Genomic DNA, 16,468 nt, shown 5'->3' with positions numbered 1-16,468 from the left:
ATCACGGTTTACAAAAACTGTCACGATATAAATCTTAAGGTTTTTTCGCAATTAATATTGCTCTTAATGGTGCAGGATAACCTTCAATGGTTTTTGTTTTGTCATTAGGATCTAAAAACTCAGCTAAAGACTCTGTTTGCATCCAGTCAGTACGGCGTTGTTCTTCTAATGAGGTCACCGCTTGGTCAACGATACGTACATCCACAAAACCACATTTCTCTAGCCAAACTTTTAGCATTTTAGCGGATGGAATAAAGTAAACATTGCGCATCTGGGCATAGCGGTCACCGGGGATCAAACATTGAAATTCATCACCTTCAACGACCAAGCTCTCTAACACTAATTCGCCTTCACTCACTAACTGATCTTTTAATTGATATAAATGGTCGAGTGGCGAACGGCGATGGTACAGAACTCCCATCGAAAAGACCGTATCAAAGGCTTTTAATGCAGGTAATTGCTCAATTCCTAAAGGTAACAAATGGGCGCGTTGATTATCGCCTAACAGTTTTCTTACGGCTTCAAATTGGCATAAAAACAGTTCTGTCGGGTCAATCCCCACCACAAATTCAGCCTGTTCACCGAGCATGCGCCACATATGGTAACCACTTCCACAGCCCACATCTAATACATAGCGGCCTTTAAGTGGCGAAATATGTGGCAGAACACGATCCCATTTCCAATCTGATCGCCATTCAGTATCGATATTCACGCCATACAGGGAAAATGGGCCTTTACGCCATGGTTTTAGCTGACCCAAAATATTATTTAGGCAGCGAGTTTCGCCGGAGGTTAGCTCAGGATCACGGGTTGCGGTAACACTGTTTTTTAAATCTAAATGGGTCGGGGTCATTGCTGGAAGGTTATCGAGCATTTTTTCCCATGAAGAGAACCCACCGTGCAGGCCTTGTTTTTTCCATTCAGCGAGTTGTGAAGGCAAGGTTTCTAGCCAGTGACTTAAAGGACCGATAGCAATTTGTTGATAGAAACGACCGAAATCTATCATGATTGACTCTCTTTTAACGCTAATAACGAACCAAAATTAAAACATTGGAACCAAACTTCACAATGGGCAAAACCAGCGCGCTTCAGACGGGCTTTGTGGGCTTCGACAGAGTCTGTCAGCATCACATTTTCCAACATACTGCGTTTTTGGCTAATTTCTAATTCGCTGTAGCCATTTGCCCGTTTAAAATCATGGTGCATATTGAACAGTAACTCGCCAATTTGTTGGTCTTCAAAATTAAATTTCTCCGAGAGAACTAAAATCCCACCCGGTAATAAACCTTGATAAATTTTAGCCAGCAACTGCTCGCGATCATCAGGATTCAAAAACTGTAATGTGAAGTTAAGGATAACCATTGACGCATTTTCAATATGAATATCGCGAATATCACCTTCGATTACATCCACGGGAGTTTGTGCTTTGTAAGCATCAATATGGCGGCGGCAGCGCTCGACCATAGCGGGGGAGTTATCGACAGAGATAATCTTACAGTTATCTACAGAAATATTGCGGCGTACCGATAAGGTTGCGGCACCGAGGGAACACCCGAGATCATAAACGTGACTATTGGGTGTGACAAAACGATCCGCAAGCATCCCAATCATGGTGATGATATTGGAGTAACCCGGTACAGAACGCTGGATCATATCGGGGAAGACTTCAGCCACTTTTTCATCAAAACTCCAATCACCTAAATTGGCAATTGGTGCAGAGAAAAGGCTATCTTTATGGTTTGGATCCTGACTTGACATATGATTTGTATTAAATAAGTAAAACAAAAGTAGTGGCGGATTGTAGCAGAAATCATCATGACCTGAAAACCAATCCGCACTGAGGGGAAAATTAAAGGGTAAAAGAGATCATTTGGACCCAAGGAAGATAGTAAGCATTGGCAATAATCATTAATGCCATTGAAAGATAAGTTCCAATCATGCCCATTCGACGATAGCTAACATCGTGGTTTTTAAGGCCATAAGAGTGCAGTAAACGACCAGCAATCAGAATAATGCCACACACATGGATCATCCAGACTTGCGCGCCATTCATCTCCATCAGTAGCAATAAAATAAGTGAGATTGGGATGTATTCAATGGCATTGCCATGTACCCGGATGGCTGTCTGCAATTCGTAAAAACCACCATCACCATAAGCCACACGGTACTGTGTCCGTAGCTTTACTACATTTAAAGATAATCTTAATAGCAGTAAGGCACCTAGTACAGCGTATAAGGAGCTGACCATTTTTTACACCATCCTCAAACATTTCAAAAAGTGAAAATGACTGAACATGTCGGTTATCGTAATGGATATAAATGACATTTCTTAAATTCTAAAACCTAATAGGTAAATCTACAAATGAAAATATGTATTTGCTTATTGTTTATCAGCGAATTATTCAATCAAACCATCGTTCTTTAACTGCGTTAAAATGGTTACCGCTGTTGATGAACAGCGTGAAAAATCTTGAGTTCCTAACCAAGCCAATTCAGCCGCGGGCTGAGGAGCACCTTGATAGTCGGCAAAATAGCAACGAATACGCACTTGAGTGCCATCTTGCTTACCATCGGCTAGCCCAGTGAATTCGCCATAAAAACGTAATGTTTCAGGGAGTAATGCCAGCGTCAATTCTTCATCAATTTCACGACAAAGTGCCTGTTGGTCGGTTTCATTTTGCTCACGTTTACCGCCCGGAATATAAAACAGGGTTTTATTGTGAGACCGCACCATAGCAACTTTACCGCCAGATAGCGTAATCAATCCTAATTTATCAATAATTTTAGCGCTCATAATCAATACCTTGCGATGGTCGTAAAAGAGCAGGTGCTGAACACCTGCTTATAGACTATTTTTTCTCGATGATTTTGACCAATTCATAGCGAACGCTAGGGGCATCTGCGGGAGGGTTTGGTACATCAAACTGTTGAACTTCTAGGACGTAATTATAGCCTGGTTCATAAGTGAAACCTTGAATAGAACCATAAAAATATTGCCAATCATCAGCAGGTTTTTCTTTCACTTTCATGCATTTCATTGGTGCAACGCCGACACAATCAGCAAGAGATGAGTCCACATAAAATGTTTTATTGTTGGTAGTAGGCTTCATTGTGTTGGTTGAGGCTCCAGTTTGGCATCCTGCAAGCAGAAAGATGACCGATGACGCGAGTAGCAGTTTTTTCATATAATTTCCTTTGGTTTCAGGCGATAAATGTCTGAATCGGAATAATTATAGCAAAGAGGACAGGGTAATAACTCCGAAAGAGGATAATAATTTAATAATCATTAAAATTTGATAATAAAAATTGATGTGGCCTATTTTATTGGATCATTTTCGCGGTTAAGCTACATAGCCAACTGTTTGTCTAGCAGAATTTCCTGTATAATGCCTGCCTTTTTTGACATTCTGAATTTTCAGCTAAATGTTCAGCAAAATGCCAAATTCCCGCAGCAAGCAAAAGCACAACAAGCTGAGTAAAAAGGATATTGTATGCGTACTAATTATTGTGGGCAGTTAAACATTGCTCATGAAGGCCAGAAGGTCACTCTTTGTGGATGGGTAAACCGCCGTCGTGACTTGGGTGGTTTGATTTTTATCGATATGCGTGACCGTGAAGGTATCGTTCAGGTTTTCTTCGATCCAGAGCGTAAAGACATATTTGAAAAAGCTTCAGAACTGCGTAATGAGTTCTGTATCCAAATCACAGGTACTGTACGCGCTCGCCCAGATAGCCAGAAAAATAAAGATATGGCGACGGGTGAAATTGAAGTCTTTGCTGAAGATCTGTTTGTCTTTAACAAATCCGAACCTCTGCCGTTAGATAGCAACCAAACCAATACGGAAGAGCGTCGTTTAAAATATCGCTATTTAGATTTACGTCGTCCTGACATGTCTGAACGGCTGCGTACTCGTGCGAAAATCACCAGTTTTGTTCGTAACTTTATGGACAACGAAGGTTTCCTGGATGTTGAAACGCCAATGCTGACTAAAGCGACACCAGAAGGTGCTCGTGACTACTTAGTACCAAGCCGTGTGCATAAAGGTAAATTTTATGCGCTGCCACAATCACCACAGCTGTTCAAACAGTTGCTGATGATGTCGGGTGTTGACCGTTATTATCAAATCGTAAAATGCTTCCGAGATGAAGATTTACGTGCTGACCGCCAACCTGAATTCACCCAGATCGATGTGGAAACTTCATTCATGAGCGCGGAACAAGTTCGCGAAGTGATGGAGCGCATGATCCGCAATTTGTGGCTTGAAGTGAAAGGTGTAGATCTAGGCAACTTCCCAATCATGACCTTTGCTGAAGCAATGCGCCGTTACGGTTCAGATAAACCTGACCTGCGTAACCCAATGGAACTGGTTGATGTTGCGGATATCGTGAAAAATGTCGAGTTCGCCGTGTTCTCTGGTCCAGCTAATGATCCTAAAGGTCGTGTTGCTGCCCTGAAAGTGCCGGGCGGTGCTGCAATGACCCGTAAACAAATTGATGAATACGGTAGCTTTGTTGGCATCTACGGCGCGAAAGGCTTAGCGTGGATGAAAGTTAACGAGCGTGCGAAAGGTTTAGAAGGTATTCAAAGCCCAGTTGCTAAGTTCCTTAGCTTAGACGTTATTGAGCAATTGCTGGAGCGTACAGGTGCCGTTGATGGCGATATCATTCTGTTTGGTGCCGGTGCGAAAAATGTGGTGACTGACTCAATGGGTGCACTCCGCTTGAAAGTTGGTCGTGATTTCGAACTGACCAACTTGAATAGCTGGCAGCCTCTGTGGGTTATCGATTTCCCAATGTTTGAAGAAAACGGTGAAGGCGGCTTAACCGCAATGCACCACCCATTCACTTCACCAAAAGATTTATCACCTGAAGATCTGGCAAAAAATCCAGAAGATGCAGTGGCAAATGCCTATGATATGGTAATCAATGGTTATGAAGTCGGTGGGGGATCTGTACGTATTCACCGTGGTGAAATGCAGCAAACTGTCTTTGGGATTTTAGGTATTACTGAAGAAGAACAACGTGAGAAGTTCGGCTTCCTGTTAGATGCTCTGAAATATGGTACACCGCCACATGCTGGTTTAGCATTCGGTCTTGACCGCTTAGTTATGTTGTTAACAGGAACAGATAACATCCGTGATGTTATTGCATTCCCTAAAACAACCGCTGCGGCATGTTTAATGACCAATGCACCAAGTCATGCAAATCCTGATTCATTAACTGAACTGGCTATCGCTGTTGTGGCGAAAGAAGAAGAGTAATGAAAAATTATAAGCGCCCAGAATCTGTGTTAGTCATTATTGTGGCTGAAAATAGTGGGCGGGTGCTTATGATGCGGCGTAAAGACGACCCTGACTTTTGGCAATCAGTTACCGGAAGTCAGGAAGTTAATGAAAATACTTTTGATACAGCGCTTCGCGAAATTAAAGAAGAGACGGGTTTTGACCCGCAACCGAATCAGTTACATGATTTGACGAAAAGTATCATTTTTGAAATTTTCCCGCATTTCAGGCATCGTTATGCACCCGATGTGACTCATTGTACAGAGCACTGGTTTAAATTGGTGCTCACTGATGAACAAACGCCATTGCTGACTGAACACACTGAATTTCGTTGGTTATCGCCGCAGCAAGCGGCTGATTTGACGAAGTCGTGGAGCAACAGCCAGGCTATTCTAGAATTTGCTGTTTAATTATTTATTGACGTTTTTGGAGATATTTCATGGCAGGTCATAGTAAATGGGCCAACACCAAACACCGTAAAGCGGCACAAGATGCTAAACGCGGTAAAATTTTCACTAAAATTATTCGTGAGCTGGTTACTGCTGCGCGTTTAGGCGGCGGAGACCCTGCAACTAACCCTCGTTTGCGTGCTGCTATCGATAAAGCATTATCTAACAACATGACTCGCGACACTTTAAACCGTGCTATCGCGCGTGGTGTGGGTAATGATGACAACGATAATATGGAAACCATCATTTATGAGGGTTACGGTCCAGGCGGCACCGCCGTGATGGTTGAATGTTTAAGTGACAACCGTAACCGTACTGTATCTGAAGTGCGTCATGCCTTCACCAAAACAGGTGGTAACTTGGGGACTGATGGTTCCGTTTCTTATCTGTTCACCAAGCGTGGTGTTATCACTTACGCACCGGGTGTTGATGAAGATGCGCTGATGGAAGCAGCACTTGAAGCTGGTGCTGACGACGTTGAAACGTATGATGATGGTGCAATTGATGTTTACACCACTTTTGAAACGTTCGGTGCTGTTAAAGATGCATTAGATGCTGCTGGTTTCACTAGCGAAGCCGCTGAAGTTTCTATGATCCCATCGATTACGGCAGAACTTGATGTTGAAACGGCACCAAAATTAATGCGCCTGATCGACATGTTAGAAGATTCAGACGACGTCCAAGAAGTTTATCATAACGGTGATATCTCTGATGAAGTTGCTGAGCAACTGTAATTAAGACGATGTCTGCGTAGAGAAAGCAGGCTGACCCCAGCCTGTTTTCTCTAACGCCTCTCAATCCTCATTTTCTCTTTTATTTGCTATAGTTATTGGTAGCAATGGTCTCTATTTGTTCATTTTTCCTCTCGCAGTGTGGTTAGCCTCTGCTATCTCTCAAGATTGGATTGTGGTGAAAATTAGATGGGGATAAGATGATATGAATATTAATGAAGAACAATTATAGGTTTTATATGGCGATCATTCTGGGTATTGACCCTGGTTCACGGATCACAGGGTACGGTGTTATTCGCCAGCAAGGTAGGCAGCTACTGTATTTGGGAAGTGGGTGTATTCGTACTCAAGTTGATGATTTACCAAGCCGTCTGCAACGTATCTATGCGGGAGTCTCGGAAATTATCACCCAGTATCAACCCGATGTTTTATCCATTGAACAAGTTTTTATGGCAAAAAATGCGGATTCTGCATTGAAACTGGGGCAAGCTCGTGGGGTTGCCATTGTTGCTGCGGCCAATCAAAATATCCCGGTGTTTGAATATGCTGCACGTCAAGTAAAGCAGACAGTAGTGGGAACGGGAGCTGCGGAGAAAAGCCAAGTTCAGCACATGGTTAAATCGATTCTAAAATTATCAGCGAGTCCACAAGCTGATGCGGCAGACGCATTAGCGATTGCCATCACTCATTGCCATTTTAATCAAAACTTATTGAAGGTTGGGGATCCTCGCCTCGTATTGACCCGCGGAAGATTAAGATGAAGACTGGATATGCATCCAGCTTTTTTTGTGGTATAAACAGCGTTATGAAAAAACGAGATTTATTCATCTCGGTTCAGTCATTTAATTTGAGGGTATCAACGTGATTGGTCGTCTACGTGGCATCGTATTAGAAAAGCAACCTCCCATTGTTTTATTAGAACTTCAAGGTGTTGGTTATGAAGTTCATATGCCAATGACCTGTTTCTATGAATTACCCGACATTGGTCAAGAAGCGATTGTTTTTACGCATTTTGTCGTGAGAGAAGATGCCCAGCTTCTGTATGGCTTTAATGACAAACAAGAGCGCGCACTATTTAAAGAATTAATTAAGGTCAATGGCGTTGGCCCCAAACTGGCATTAGCCATTTTATCCGGTATGTCTGCTCAGCAATTTGTATCGGCGATTGAGCAGGAAGCTATTTCCTCATTAGTTAAATTACCGGGTATTGGTAAGAAAACGGCTGAACGTTTAGTTGTTGAAATGAAAGATCGTTTCAAAGGATTAAATGGTGACTTGTTCAACCCTATAAGTGACATTGATTTGCCAAGCGTGAAGAGCAAAGGTCCAAGCCAAGCTGATATTGAAGCGGAAGCCGCAGCAGCATTAATTGCTCTGGGTTATAAACCGCAAGAGGCTAGCCGAATGGTGAGTAAAGTTGCCAAACCAGATAGTGATTCCGAAACCCTGATCCGTGACGCCTTACGTGCGGCACTTTGATTAAGAGACTATTACGATGATTGAAGCCGATCGCCTAATTACCGCAGAAGTGCTGCATTCTGAAGAAGAAGCTATCGATCGCGCGATCCGCCCGAAACTACTTGCTGAGTATATTGGGCAGCCGCAAGTCAAAGATCAGATGGAAATATTCATTCAGGCTGCCAAAATGCGTGGCGATGCGCTTGACCACCTGTTAATTTTTGGCCCTCCAGGATTAGGGAAAACAACCCTAGCAGGCATTGTTGCTAATGAACTTGGGGTAAATCTTCGTACAACATCGGGGCCTGTTTTGGAAAAAGCAGGGGATCTAGCTGCGATGCTGACTAACCTAGAGCCTCATGATGTGCTATTTATTGATGAAATTCATCGTCTCTCTCCGGTCGTAGAAGAGATTTTATATCCTGCGATGGAAGATTATCAATTGGATATCATGATTGGTGAGGGCCCCGCAGCTCGTTCCATCAAGATTGACTTGCCGCCATTTACGTTGATCGGTGCAACTACCCGAGCGGGTTCCTTAACATCTCCATTACGTGACCGATTTGGTATTGTCCAACGCTTAGAGTTTTATCAAGTTGACGATTTGCAGCATATTGTGAAACGTAGCGCCCAATATATGGGGCTGGAAATTACGGAAGAGGGGGCATTACAAGTTGCGATGCGCTCTCGAGGCACGCCGAGGATCACTAACCGATTACTGCGCCGTGTACGCGATTTTGCTCAAGTTAAGGGTGATGGAACCATTGATGAAGCCATGGCAAATAAAGCGCTGGATATGCTCAATGTGGATGCCGCAGGTTTTGATTATCTTGACCGCAAATTATTGGTAGCAATCATTGATAAATTTATGGGTGGGCCTGTGGGGGTAGATAACCTTGCCGCAGCGATTGGTGAGGAGCGAGAAACCATTGAAGATGTTCTTGAGCCTTATTTGATCCAACAAGGGTTTATTCAACGGACACCTAGGGGGCGTATGGCAACAGCTCATGCATATTCCCATTTTGGTTTAAAACCCAAAGAGATTTAAGTTTATTCCCCCTTATTGGGAAGGGGGATTAATTAAATATTAATTTGAATTTGGATCGAAAGTATAAGGTCCATCTTCATCAGGATCAGTTGGAATACCGTAGTCTAGCAGGCTATACAGATTTAAATTAGAGTCAGGTTTGCACGATTTCTTATTAACCAGCTTACCGTTTTTATAAACAGCAATCCCCTGAAAATACCAGCCCCTACCTTCCCCATCATAAAGCAAATAGCTAAATGGTCCATTTTGGAAACGGATATATATCGAGCCACCAGCGCTGAATGTTCCTTGCCCTACATAAATAGATTCTTGCCCTTTCGCATTGATTGGAAGTGTTATTTCAGTTTTACCTAAAGTCCCATAGCGATAAACAGGCACTTTTCCTGTCTCAACGACGACGCTGACCGTTTTGTTATTTTCTAGCTGGCAAGTATATTCAACTGCACTAGCAGATGCAGTAAATAATCCTAGTGCTAAACAAACGGCAATTTTCTTATACATATCAATAATCCAATCAATCCATATTAGGCTATAAGTATGGCGATGTATGGCGGGAAATGCGACAGAATAGTACGAAAATAGTGATGGCAATATGATTTTTCATTAATGTAACATGGACAAAAAAGCCCTAATTTAAAACAATTAGGGCTGGGTGTTGTAGGCGTCTGTAAATATTAATTTTTAGTTTTCACGCAAAGACTTAATACGAATAAGATTGCTGATGTTAATACAACAGAGGGACCGGCTGGTGTATCGTAAAATGCAGATAAGGTTAAGCCACCGGTTACTGATACCATTCCAATCAATACTGCAATTAACGCCATTTGTTCCGGTGTTCTAGCAAAACGTCTTGCAGTCGCGGCGGGAATGATTAATAGAGACGTAATAATCAAGGCGCCAACAAATTTCATGGCAATACCGATCGTTAATGCGGTCACCATCATTAATAATAGGCGAGAGCGTTGTAGGTTTATTCCGTCTACAAAAGCCAGTTCAGCACTGACCGTCATTGATAAAAGTGCCCGCCAACGATAAAAAAGCAACCCACAAACGACAACAACGCCAATCAAAATCGTTATAATATCTTCGTAAGTTACTGATAGTAAGTCACCAAATAAATATGCCATAAGGTCAACACGGACATTCGCCATTAAGCTAACAACAACTAGGCCTAATGAGAGTGAGCTGTGAGCCATAATGCCGAGTAGGGTATCGACCGCCAGTTGTGGACGTTTTTCTAACCACACTAAAATCAATGCTAACAGTAATGTGACGGCGATAACGGCATAGAATGGATTAATGTTCAGTAACAAACCGAATGCAACGCCTAATAGAGAGGCATGAGCGAGAGTGTCACCAAAATAGGACATTCGACGCCAAACAACAAATGAGCCAAGTGGGCCCGCAGCGATGGCGAGTAACATACCTGCAATCCATCCAGGTAACAATAACTCAATCATGGCGGCAATCCTTGCTATGTTGATGGGATAAAATCACGTTACCTTCTAAATCATGTTGATGATTGTGCTGGTGGCGGTATACCCCAAGCTGTTGGGCTCCACGATAGCCGAACATAGCGACAAATTCTGGGTGATTGGAGACGACATCGGGTGCTCCAGAGCAGCAAATATGCCCATTAATGCACAAGACTTGATCAGTTTTTGCCATGACTAGGTGAAGGTCGTGGGAAACCATAAGAACCGCGCAACCAAGTTCGGTTCTAAGTTGGTTGATTAAATCATACAGAGCAACTTGCCCGTTGATATCCACCCCTTGAGCGGGTTCATCGAGAACAAGTAAGTCAGGTTTATTGAGAAGGGCACGAGCAAGAAGAACGCGTTGAGTTTCGCCTCCGGATAATTTTTGCATTGGCTGACCAATTAAATGAGTGGCTTTAACGCGTTCAAGTGCAGGTAATAAATGTTCTGAGCGGACACCTTGTTTAAGCATCATAAACCGTTTTACGGTTAAAGGTAGAGTGGTATCCAAGTGGAGTTTTTGCGGTACATAACCGATAGACAAAGATGACGCTCTATCTACGACGCCTGACGTAGGTGCTAATAGCCCCAAAACGACGCGCACAATTGTGGATTTTCCAGCGCCATTGGGACCTAAAAGCGTTAAGATTTCGCCTTTATTGAGAGTAAAGGAGACATCGTTTAAAACGACTTTATCGCCAAAAGAGACAGATATTTTATTTAAAGATAATAATGGTTGCATATAGGAAATATCTTGCAGAAATCAAGTTATGTTATATTATAACATTTTGAAATTAAGATCACGGAAAAATGTTCATGATACACAAAACGAAATTTATTGCCCGTAAATTCCTCTGCAAAGCTGCTGTAGCCACTGTATTAACAACAACTTTATTACCGATGGCAAATGCTGATGTAGTGGCATCTATCCGTCCTTTAGCATTTATCGCAGCAGGCATTGCGGATGGTGTGACTGGAACGCAAGTCTTATTACCTGATGGTGCTTCACCACATGATTATGCACTGAAACCATCAGATTTAAAAAAAATTAAACAGGCAGATTTGTTTGTCTGGGTAGGACCGGAACTAGAAATGTTTTTAGAAAAGCCAATCAGTACGTTACCACAGAATAAACGTCTGGCATTGGCTGAACAGAAAAATATTCATTCATTATTAATGTCAGAAGCTCACGAGGAGGAAGAAAGCCACGAACATGCTAGCGAAGCTAACCATGATGAGGATCACGGTCATCATCACCATGGTGAGTATAATATGCACATTTGGTTATCACCAGAAATTGCAAATTTGGCAGCATTAGATATTTATGAGCGTTTAGTAGAGCTTTATCCTGACCAAAAAGATAAGCTGGACGTAAACCTTCGTAAATTCAAAGAAAACATGGCGCAAAGCGATAAAAAAATTGCTAGTATTTTAGTATCGGCTAAGAATAAAGGATATTTTGTTTTTCACGATGCCTATGGCTACTTTGAAAAACACTATCAGCTGGCTCCTTTGGGGCATTTTACGATAAATCCCGAGATTCAGCCCGGTGCACAAAAATTGCATCAAATACGAACACAACTGGTTGAGCATAAAGCGCAATGCGTTTTTGCTGAGCCACAATTCAGGCCTGCTGTTATCGAAAGTGTAGCGAAAAATACGGGAGTCAAAATGGGTACTCTCGACCCGCTCGGTAGTGGGCTGGCAATCGGTCCAGATAGCTACATGAAATTTCTGACTCAATTGTCAGAGCAATATGCAAGCTGCCTGAATTAAGAATAGAGGAATAGTTTAAAGTGCAGCAAATGGTAAGTGGTATTGTACAAGCCTTTAGCGGGCTGTCCAAAACCCATAAGATTGTGTTAAGCACACTCACCGTCGCAACAATGGCCGTCGCAATATGGCGGCCTGTTCATATACCAGCTAACCACGAAAGTGACAGTTCACCTGACACGGTCATCCCTTTTTCGCAATTTGCTACTGAACTTGAAGGGGATGACCTTATTCAAGATAGCAGTGAACAGTTGCCTGATGAGGGGGTTGCCGATGCAGATAGTGATGCAGCCGATGGCACGCCGCTCGCTCATGAATATGTTGTCTCAAGTGGCGATAATCTAACTTCCATTTTAACTCAGTTTGGTATTGAAGCTGGGGATGTTGCAACGCTTTCTAATCAACATAAATCATTACGTAATCTCAAAATTGGTCAAACACTCAGCTGGACATTGACGGCTGACGGAGAGTTAGAATCTTTAACTTGGGATGTCTCTCGCCGTGAAACTCGCGTATTTAAACGCATCGGTGCGACGAATAAATTTGAAGAAGTTAAAGAAATTCGCACGGGTGACTGGGTTAACAGTGTGATGACTGGCTCTATTAATGGCACATTTGCTCAAAGTATAAGCAAGGCAGGCTTAACACGTAATGAAGGCCGTGAAGTGACAAAAGCACTCCAGTGGCAAGTTGAGTTCAGCAAATTGAAAAAAGGCGACAAATTTACTGTTCTAATGAGTCGTGAAATGCTTAATGGTACCCATGAGCAGAGCCAATTAGTTGGGGTTCGCTTACAAACCGGCGGCAAAAATTATTATGCATTCCGAGCGGAAGATGGTCGTTATTATGACAGCGAAGGTAATGGTTTAGAACGCGGTTTCTTACGCTTCCCAACCGTGAAACAATTTAGAGTTTCTTCCCACTTTAATCCACGTCGAGTGAACCCTGTGACGGGGCGAGTCGCTCCTCACAAAGGTGTCGATTTCTCAATGCCTGTAGGTACGCCGGTTCTTGCTGTCGGTGATGGAGAAGTCATCGTGGCGAAATACAGTGGTGCAGCGGGTAACTTTATTGCAATTCGTCATGGTCGCCAATATACGACTCGTTATATGCACTTACGCCAATTATTGGTAAAACCGGGTCAAAAAGTTAAGCGTGGTGACCGGATTGCATTATCGGGTAATACAGGGCGTTCAACAGGGCCCCATTTGCACTTTGAAATGTGGGTTAACCAACAAGCAGTGAATCCGTTAACGGCAAAATTACCAAGCTCTGGTGGCTTATCAGGTAAAGACCGTAAAGAGTATTTAGAGCTTGTGAAAGAGACTAAATCTCAGCTTAAATTGAAATAATAAGTTTAGTTTTTCATTGTAATAACTGGCAGATACTTGTGTCTGCCAGTTTTTTTTGTAATGCTTTCATAACGACACTGATAGGTTATGAAAGATAGCCATAATTCTTTGGGTATAAGATGAATAAAGAAAAAGATACCGATAGCAAAAAAGGCTATGTGCCAACATTTCATAAATCGTATTTATTACCAAAATATTGGGGAGTGTGGCTAGGTGCTGCGGTCTTTGTGGGGCTCTCTTATATTCCGGTAAAAGTACGAGATCCAATGTTAGCAAAAATCGGTAAATGGGTCGGAAAGTTGGCAAAAAGTGCCCGTCGTCGAGCTAAAATCAATTTACTCTACTGTTTTCCTGAATATACAGAAGAGCAAAGAGAGCAATTGGTCGATAGGATGTTTGAAACGGCACCACAGTCATTTGTTATGCTAGCTGAATTATGTATTCGAGGATCAAAACGCACTTTAGAACGTACTCAGTGGCACAATATGCAGATCATTGAGCGATTGAAAGAGCAGAAAAGTAATGTGATTTTTATGGTTCCCCATGGATGGGCGGTTGACGCTCCTGCCATGTTGTTGGCAGCAATGGGCCAAAATATGGCAGCGATGTTCCACCATCAAAAAAACCCGGTTGCAGATTATTTATGGAATAAAGCCCGCTATCATTTTGGCGGTCGCCTACATTCACGGGAAGCGGGTATCAAACCATTCATTGCCTCGGTTAGGCAAGGTTTCTGGGGGTTCTATCTGCCTGATCAAGATCATGGAGCAGAGCATAGTGAATTTGTGGATTTTTTTGGTACCTATAAAGCAACATTACCGGCTATTGGGCGCTTAATGAAAGTTTGTAAGGCTAAAATTGTTCCGCTGTTTCCGGTGTACGATCATATTAATCACCAACTCCATATTTATATTCGTGAACCTATGGATGATATCGATGGCCAAGATGATACATACATCGCTCGCCGTATGAATGAAGAGCTTGAGTATTTAGTTGAGCCACATCCTGAACAGTACACGTGGATACTTAAATTATTAAAAACGAGAAAAGAAGGGGAGATAGAGCCTTATCAACGCAAAGACCTCTATCGATAACATCCATTACTGTTAAATAAAAAACCACGATATTAATAAATCGTGGTTTTTTTTCGTAATTAATATTTGTATTAATTAATAATATAAATTGAATATAAAATATGGTTCAAGGTCGATATCCCATAGATGATATTTAAATCTTATTGTTATATTCTTTTGGAATAAAATCATCCGGGATGTTGGCTTGGAGATATGATGGAAAAAACAAAAACAACGTTAGACCAATGGTTTACCTTACAAGCAATAGTAGACTATGGTGGTTTTGCTCAAGCGGCGGAAGCATTACATAAAACACAATCATCGATTAGCTATACAATAAATAAATTAGAACAAACATTAGATACTAAAATATTTGTATTAGAAAAACGTCGAGCGATACTGACTAAGCAAGGTGAACAATTACTCGAACTATCTAGAGAGATGACGAATAAAGCCATTTCATTAGAAACGACAGCTAAATTTCTCAATAAAAACATTAATAACAAAATTAAAATAATTACAGATACATTATATAAAAATGATGAATTAATTAAGAGGGTTGGGGGGTTAATTAAAAGTAAAAAAAACTATGATATTGAGTTAGATAAGAAATTATTAACGAAATCAAATATCATGGCATTGAAGGATTTTGATCTTCTTATTACACATCATTATATAGAGTCATTAAACCCCATCTTATTAGGGGAGGTTGAGGCTGTTTTAGTGATTGATTCTAATAATAAGCTGAAGTTGCATCAAATGGATAAAGTCGTTCAGGAACTTGAATATATCCCTCAGATTGTATTGTCTTCTTCATTTCAAGATACAATAAAAAGTATACAGATGGTTAAAGTAGATAGTATAGAAACGGCAATTACACTGGTAAAAAATTCAGTTGGTTATGCTTGGTTACCTAAAAATAGAATCAATGAGGCTATTAATGATAAATCATTAATAGCCTTGGAAAATACATTTGGAAAAATGAGCTATAAATTCTATATGTATATGAATAAGAATTCATCGATAAATGACATGATAATTAATTATCTTTTCTATAGTAAGTAAATCAATCAGGCTAGGTTTTAAATTTTAAATACAAAAATCATAAATTTTTTTGATGTAGTTTGAAAATTTTCAATGTAACCATTCTTTAACTTAATTAACTTCTGGTGTTATATTTCCATCCGGCATCATTACTCATATTCAGTTATTCATGGAAGCTTTATGAATAATTTAAAATTTATCTATAGGAAATATTATGTACATTTTAAATAAAATATTAATGGTTATAGGGATTAGCTTAACTATGGCAATGAATACAGTTGCTTTTGCCTCTGGGACGATCAATTTTACAGGGGAAATTACTGAGAAAGCCTGTACCGTTGATAGCCAATCTCGTAATTTAAATATCGATCTTGGAACTGTTTCAACTAAAAGTTTATCAGCACAAGGGAAAGTTGCTGGTTTGAATAATTTTATGATCAAGCTGGTTGATTGCCCTGAAGACAGCAAAGTTACTGTTAAATTTGGAGGTACTCGTGATACGGCAGATCATGACCTTCTCGCACTGAATCAAGGTGATGGAACGGCTAAAAATGTAGGGATTGCACTTTATGAAAAAGATGCGGTTTCACAGATTAAGCTTTACCAAGACACCAAAGAAGTTACAGTGAAAGGCGGAGCTGTAGATTTGGAGTATGTTGCTTTGTATAAAGCAACAGGGGCGGCAACTGCGGGGCAAGCGAATAGTAGCACAGTATACAGTATTCAATATCAATAATATTAGGGGTGGCGGCTGTCACCCCTAACCTTTCGAATAGGTCA

The 16,468-nt window shown here is 41.3% G+C and carries 19 protein-coding genes; 11 read left to right on the top strand and 8 right to left on the bottom strand.

Going from position 1 to position 16,468, the window contains the following annotated elements; all coding sequences use genetic code 11:
• Positions 1-34: 34 nt before the first annotated feature.
• The 5 genes from cmoB to PROVRUST_RS02640 all read right to left on the bottom strand — a co-directional run bounded on the left by cmoB (position 35) and on the right by PROVRUST_RS02640 (position 3,185).
• Positions 35-1,006, bottom strand: coding sequence for a tRNA 5-methoxyuridine(34)/uridine 5-oxyacetic acid(34) synthase CmoB (gene cmoB / locus PROVRUST_RS02660; protein WP_006813145.1), 972 nt, complete (start codon positions 1,004-1,006; stop codon positions 35-37).
• Entirely contained in the window at positions 1,003-1,758 is a 756-nt protein-coding gene (gene cmoA, locus PROVRUST_RS02655) for a carboxy-S-adenosyl-L-methionine synthase CmoA (protein ID WP_006813144.1), read from the bottom strand. The genes cmoB and cmoA overlap by 4 nt, the downstream gene beginning before the upstream one ends.
• 91 nt (positions 1,759-1,849) lie before the next feature.
• The gene (locus PROVRUST_RS02650; RefSeq protein WP_006813143.1) at positions 1,850-2,248 is read right to left on the bottom strand and encodes an MAPEG family protein; all 399 of its coding nucleotides are present in this window, start codon (positions 2,246-2,248) and stop codon (positions 1,850-1,852) included.
• A gap of 150 nt (positions 2,249-2,398) precedes the next feature.
• Complete coding sequence (locus PROVRUST_RS02645) at positions 2,399-2,794, bottom strand: NUDIX hydrolase (protein ID WP_006813142.1); 396 nt, start codon at positions 2,792-2,794, stop codon at positions 2,399-2,401.
• A gap of 55 nt (positions 2,795-2,849) precedes the next feature.
• Entirely contained in the window at positions 2,850-3,185 is a 336-nt protein-coding gene (locus tag PROVRUST_RS02640; protein ID WP_006813141.1) for a DUF4377 domain-containing protein, read from the bottom strand.
• A 306-nt stretch (positions 3,186-3,491) separates the two neighbouring features.
• On the opposite strand from PROVRUST_RS02640, the gene aspS reads away from it, so the two are divergent.
• The 6 genes from aspS (at position 3,492) to ruvB (ending at position 8,968) form a co-directional block, all read left to right on the top strand.
• On the top strand, positions 3,492-5,261 hold the full coding sequence (aspS, locus tag PROVRUST_RS02635; protein ID WP_006813140.1) for an aspartate--tRNA ligase: 1,770 nt from the start codon (positions 3,492-3,494) through the stop codon (positions 5,259-5,261).
• On the top strand, positions 5,261-5,692 hold the full coding sequence (gene nudB, locus PROVRUST_RS02630) for a dihydroneopterin triphosphate diphosphatase (RefSeq protein WP_006813139.1): 432 nt from the start codon (positions 5,261-5,263) through the stop codon (positions 5,690-5,692). The genes aspS and nudB overlap by 1 nt, the downstream gene beginning before the upstream one ends.
• A 29-nt stretch (positions 5,693-5,721) precedes the next feature.
• A complete protein-coding gene (locus PROVRUST_RS02625) occupies positions 5,722-6,465 on the top strand; it encodes a YebC/PmpR family DNA-binding transcriptional regulator (protein ID WP_006813138.1) in 744 nt (247 codons plus the stop codon).
• A gap of 236 nt (positions 6,466-6,701) precedes the next feature.
• Positions 6,702-7,223 (top strand): crossover junction endodeoxyribonuclease RuvC, encoded by a 522-nt coding sequence (gene ruvC, locus PROVRUST_RS02620; RefSeq protein WP_036948281.1) that lies wholly within the window; start codon positions 6,702-6,704, stop codon positions 7,221-7,223.
• 100 nt (positions 7,224-7,323) lie between these two features.
• On the top strand, positions 7,324-7,941 hold the full coding sequence (gene ruvA / locus PROVRUST_RS02615; RefSeq protein ID WP_006813136.1) for a Holliday junction branch migration protein RuvA: 618 nt from the start codon (positions 7,324-7,326) through the stop codon (positions 7,939-7,941).
• A gap of 16 nt (positions 7,942-7,957) precedes the next feature.
• The gene (ruvB, locus tag PROVRUST_RS02610; protein WP_006813135.1) at positions 7,958-8,968 is read left to right on the top strand and encodes a Holliday junction branch migration DNA helicase RuvB; all 1,011 of its coding nucleotides are present in this window, start codon (positions 7,958-7,960) and stop codon (positions 8,966-8,968) included.
• A gap of 39 nt (positions 8,969-9,007) precedes the next feature.
• Here the strand turns inward: ruvB and PROVRUST_RS02605 are convergent, their stop codons facing one another.
• The 3 genes from PROVRUST_RS02605 to znuC form a co-directional block, all read right to left on the bottom strand.
• Positions 9,008-9,469, bottom strand: a complete 462-nt coding sequence (locus tag PROVRUST_RS02605; protein WP_006813134.1) for a hypothetical protein — start codon at positions 9,467-9,469, stop codon at positions 9,008-9,010.
• 173 nt (positions 9,470-9,642) lie between these two features.
• Entirely contained in the window at positions 9,643-10,428 is a 786-nt protein-coding gene (znuB, locus tag PROVRUST_RS02600; RefSeq protein ID WP_006813133.1) for a zinc ABC transporter permease subunit ZnuB, read from the bottom strand.
• On the bottom strand, positions 10,421-11,188 hold the full coding sequence (gene znuC, locus PROVRUST_RS02595; RefSeq protein ID WP_006813132.1) for a zinc ABC transporter ATP-binding protein ZnuC: 768 nt from the start codon (positions 11,186-11,188) through the stop codon (positions 10,421-10,423). Before znuC ends, znuB begins: the two co-directional genes overlap by 8 nt.
• 74 nt (positions 11,189-11,262) lie before the next feature.
• Between znuC and znuA the strand changes: the two genes are divergently transcribed.
• From znuA to PROVRUST_RS02570, 5 genes are all read left to right on the top strand, one after another.
• Positions 11,263-12,222 (top strand): zinc ABC transporter substrate-binding protein ZnuA, encoded by a 960-nt coding sequence (gene znuA, locus PROVRUST_RS02590; protein WP_039854103.1) that lies wholly within the window; start codon positions 11,263-11,265, stop codon positions 12,220-12,222.
• 29 nt (positions 12,223-12,251) lie between these two features.
• A complete protein-coding gene (gene mepM, locus PROVRUST_RS02585; RefSeq protein WP_006813130.1) occupies positions 12,252-13,571 on the top strand; it encodes a murein DD-endopeptidase MepM in 1,320 nt (439 codons plus the stop codon).
• Between the two features lie 119 nt (positions 13,572-13,690).
• On the top strand, positions 13,691-14,665 hold the full coding sequence (gene lpxM, locus PROVRUST_RS02580) for a lauroyl-Kdo(2)-lipid IV(A) myristoyltransferase (protein ID WP_006813129.1): 975 nt from the start codon (positions 13,691-13,693) through the stop codon (positions 14,663-14,665).
• A 195-nt stretch (positions 14,666-14,860) separates the two neighbouring features.
• Entirely contained in the window at positions 14,861-15,709 is an 849-nt protein-coding gene (locus tag PROVRUST_RS02575) for a LysR family transcriptional regulator (protein ID WP_039854101.1), read from the top strand.
• A gap of 193 nt (positions 15,710-15,902) precedes the next feature.
• The gene (locus PROVRUST_RS02570; protein ID WP_006813127.1) at positions 15,903-16,424 is read left to right on the top strand and encodes a fimbrial protein; all 522 of its coding nucleotides are present in this window, start codon (positions 15,903-15,905) and stop codon (positions 16,422-16,424) included.
• The last annotated feature ends 44 nt before the right edge of the window (positions 16,425-16,468 follow it).

The sequence above is a fragment of the Providencia rustigianii DSM 4541 genome (genome assembly GCF_000156395.1).
Classification (GTDB): Bacteria; Pseudomonadota; Gammaproteobacteria; order Enterobacterales; family Enterobacteriaceae; genus Providencia; species Providencia rustigianii.
This window is presented reverse-complemented; position numbering and strand designations above follow the sequence as displayed.

Excerpts from the sequence above, each read along its gene's own strand:
- nudB (WP_006813139.1), top strand. The coding sequence starts at position 5,261 with ATGAAAAATTATAAGCGCCCAGAATCTGTGTTAGTCATTATTGTGGCT.
- znuA (WP_039854103.1), top strand. The coding sequence starts at position 11,263 with ATGATACACAAAACGAAATTTATTGCCCGTAAATTCCTCTGCAAAGCT.
- znuC (WP_006813132.1), bottom strand. The coding sequence starts at position 11,188 with ATGCAACCATTATTATCTTTAAATAAAATATCTGTCTCTTTTGGCGAT.
- ruvC (WP_036948281.1), top strand. The coding sequence starts at position 6,702 with ATGGCGATCATTCTGGGTATTGACCCTGGTTCACGGATCACAGGGTAC.
- PROVRUST_RS02650 (WP_006813143.1), bottom strand. The coding sequence starts at position 2,248 with ATGGTCAGCTCCTTATACGCTGTACTAGGTGCCTTACTGCTATTAAGA.
- PROVRUST_RS02640 (WP_006813141.1), bottom strand. The coding sequence starts at position 3,185 with ATGAAAAAACTGCTACTCGCGTCATCGGTCATCTTTCTGCTTGCAGGA.
- ruvB (WP_006813135.1), top strand. The coding sequence starts at position 7,958 with ATGATTGAAGCCGATCGCCTAATTACCGCAGAAGTGCTGCATTCTGAA.
- PROVRUST_RS02575 (WP_039854101.1), top strand. The coding sequence starts at position 14,861 with ATGGAAAAAACAAAAACAACGTTAGACCAATGGTTTACCTTACAAGCA.
- aspS (WP_006813140.1), top strand. The coding sequence starts at position 3,492 with ATGCGTACTAATTATTGTGGGCAGTTAAACATTGCTCATGAAGGCCAG.
- PROVRUST_RS02625 (WP_006813138.1), top strand. The coding sequence starts at position 5,722 with ATGGCAGGTCATAGTAAATGGGCCAACACCAAACACCGTAAAGCGGCA.
- PROVRUST_RS02605 (WP_006813134.1), bottom strand. The coding sequence starts at position 9,469 with ATGTATAAGAAAATTGCCGTTTGTTTAGCACTAGGATTATTTACTGCA.
- PROVRUST_RS02645 (WP_006813142.1), bottom strand. The coding sequence starts at position 2,794 with ATGAGCGCTAAAATTATTGATAAATTAGGATTGATTACGCTATCTGGC.
- mepM (WP_006813130.1), top strand. The coding sequence starts at position 12,252 with ATGGTAAGTGGTATTGTACAAGCCTTTAGCGGGCTGTCCAAAACCCAT.
- cmoB (WP_006813145.1), bottom strand. The coding sequence starts at position 1,006 with ATGATAGATTTCGGTCGTTTCTATCAACAAATTGCTATCGGTCCTTTA.
- znuB (WP_006813133.1), bottom strand. The coding sequence starts at position 10,428 with ATGATTGAGTTATTGTTACCTGGATGGATTGCAGGTATGTTACTCGCC.
- cmoA (WP_006813144.1), bottom strand. The coding sequence starts at position 1,758 with ATGTCAAGTCAGGATCCAAACCATAAAGATAGCCTTTTCTCTGCACCA.
- lpxM (WP_006813129.1), top strand. The coding sequence starts at position 13,691 with ATGAATAAAGAAAAAGATACCGATAGCAAAAAAGGCTATGTGCCAACA.
- PROVRUST_RS02570 (WP_006813127.1), top strand. The coding sequence starts at position 15,903 with ATGTACATTTTAAATAAAATATTAATGGTTATAGGGATTAGCTTAACT.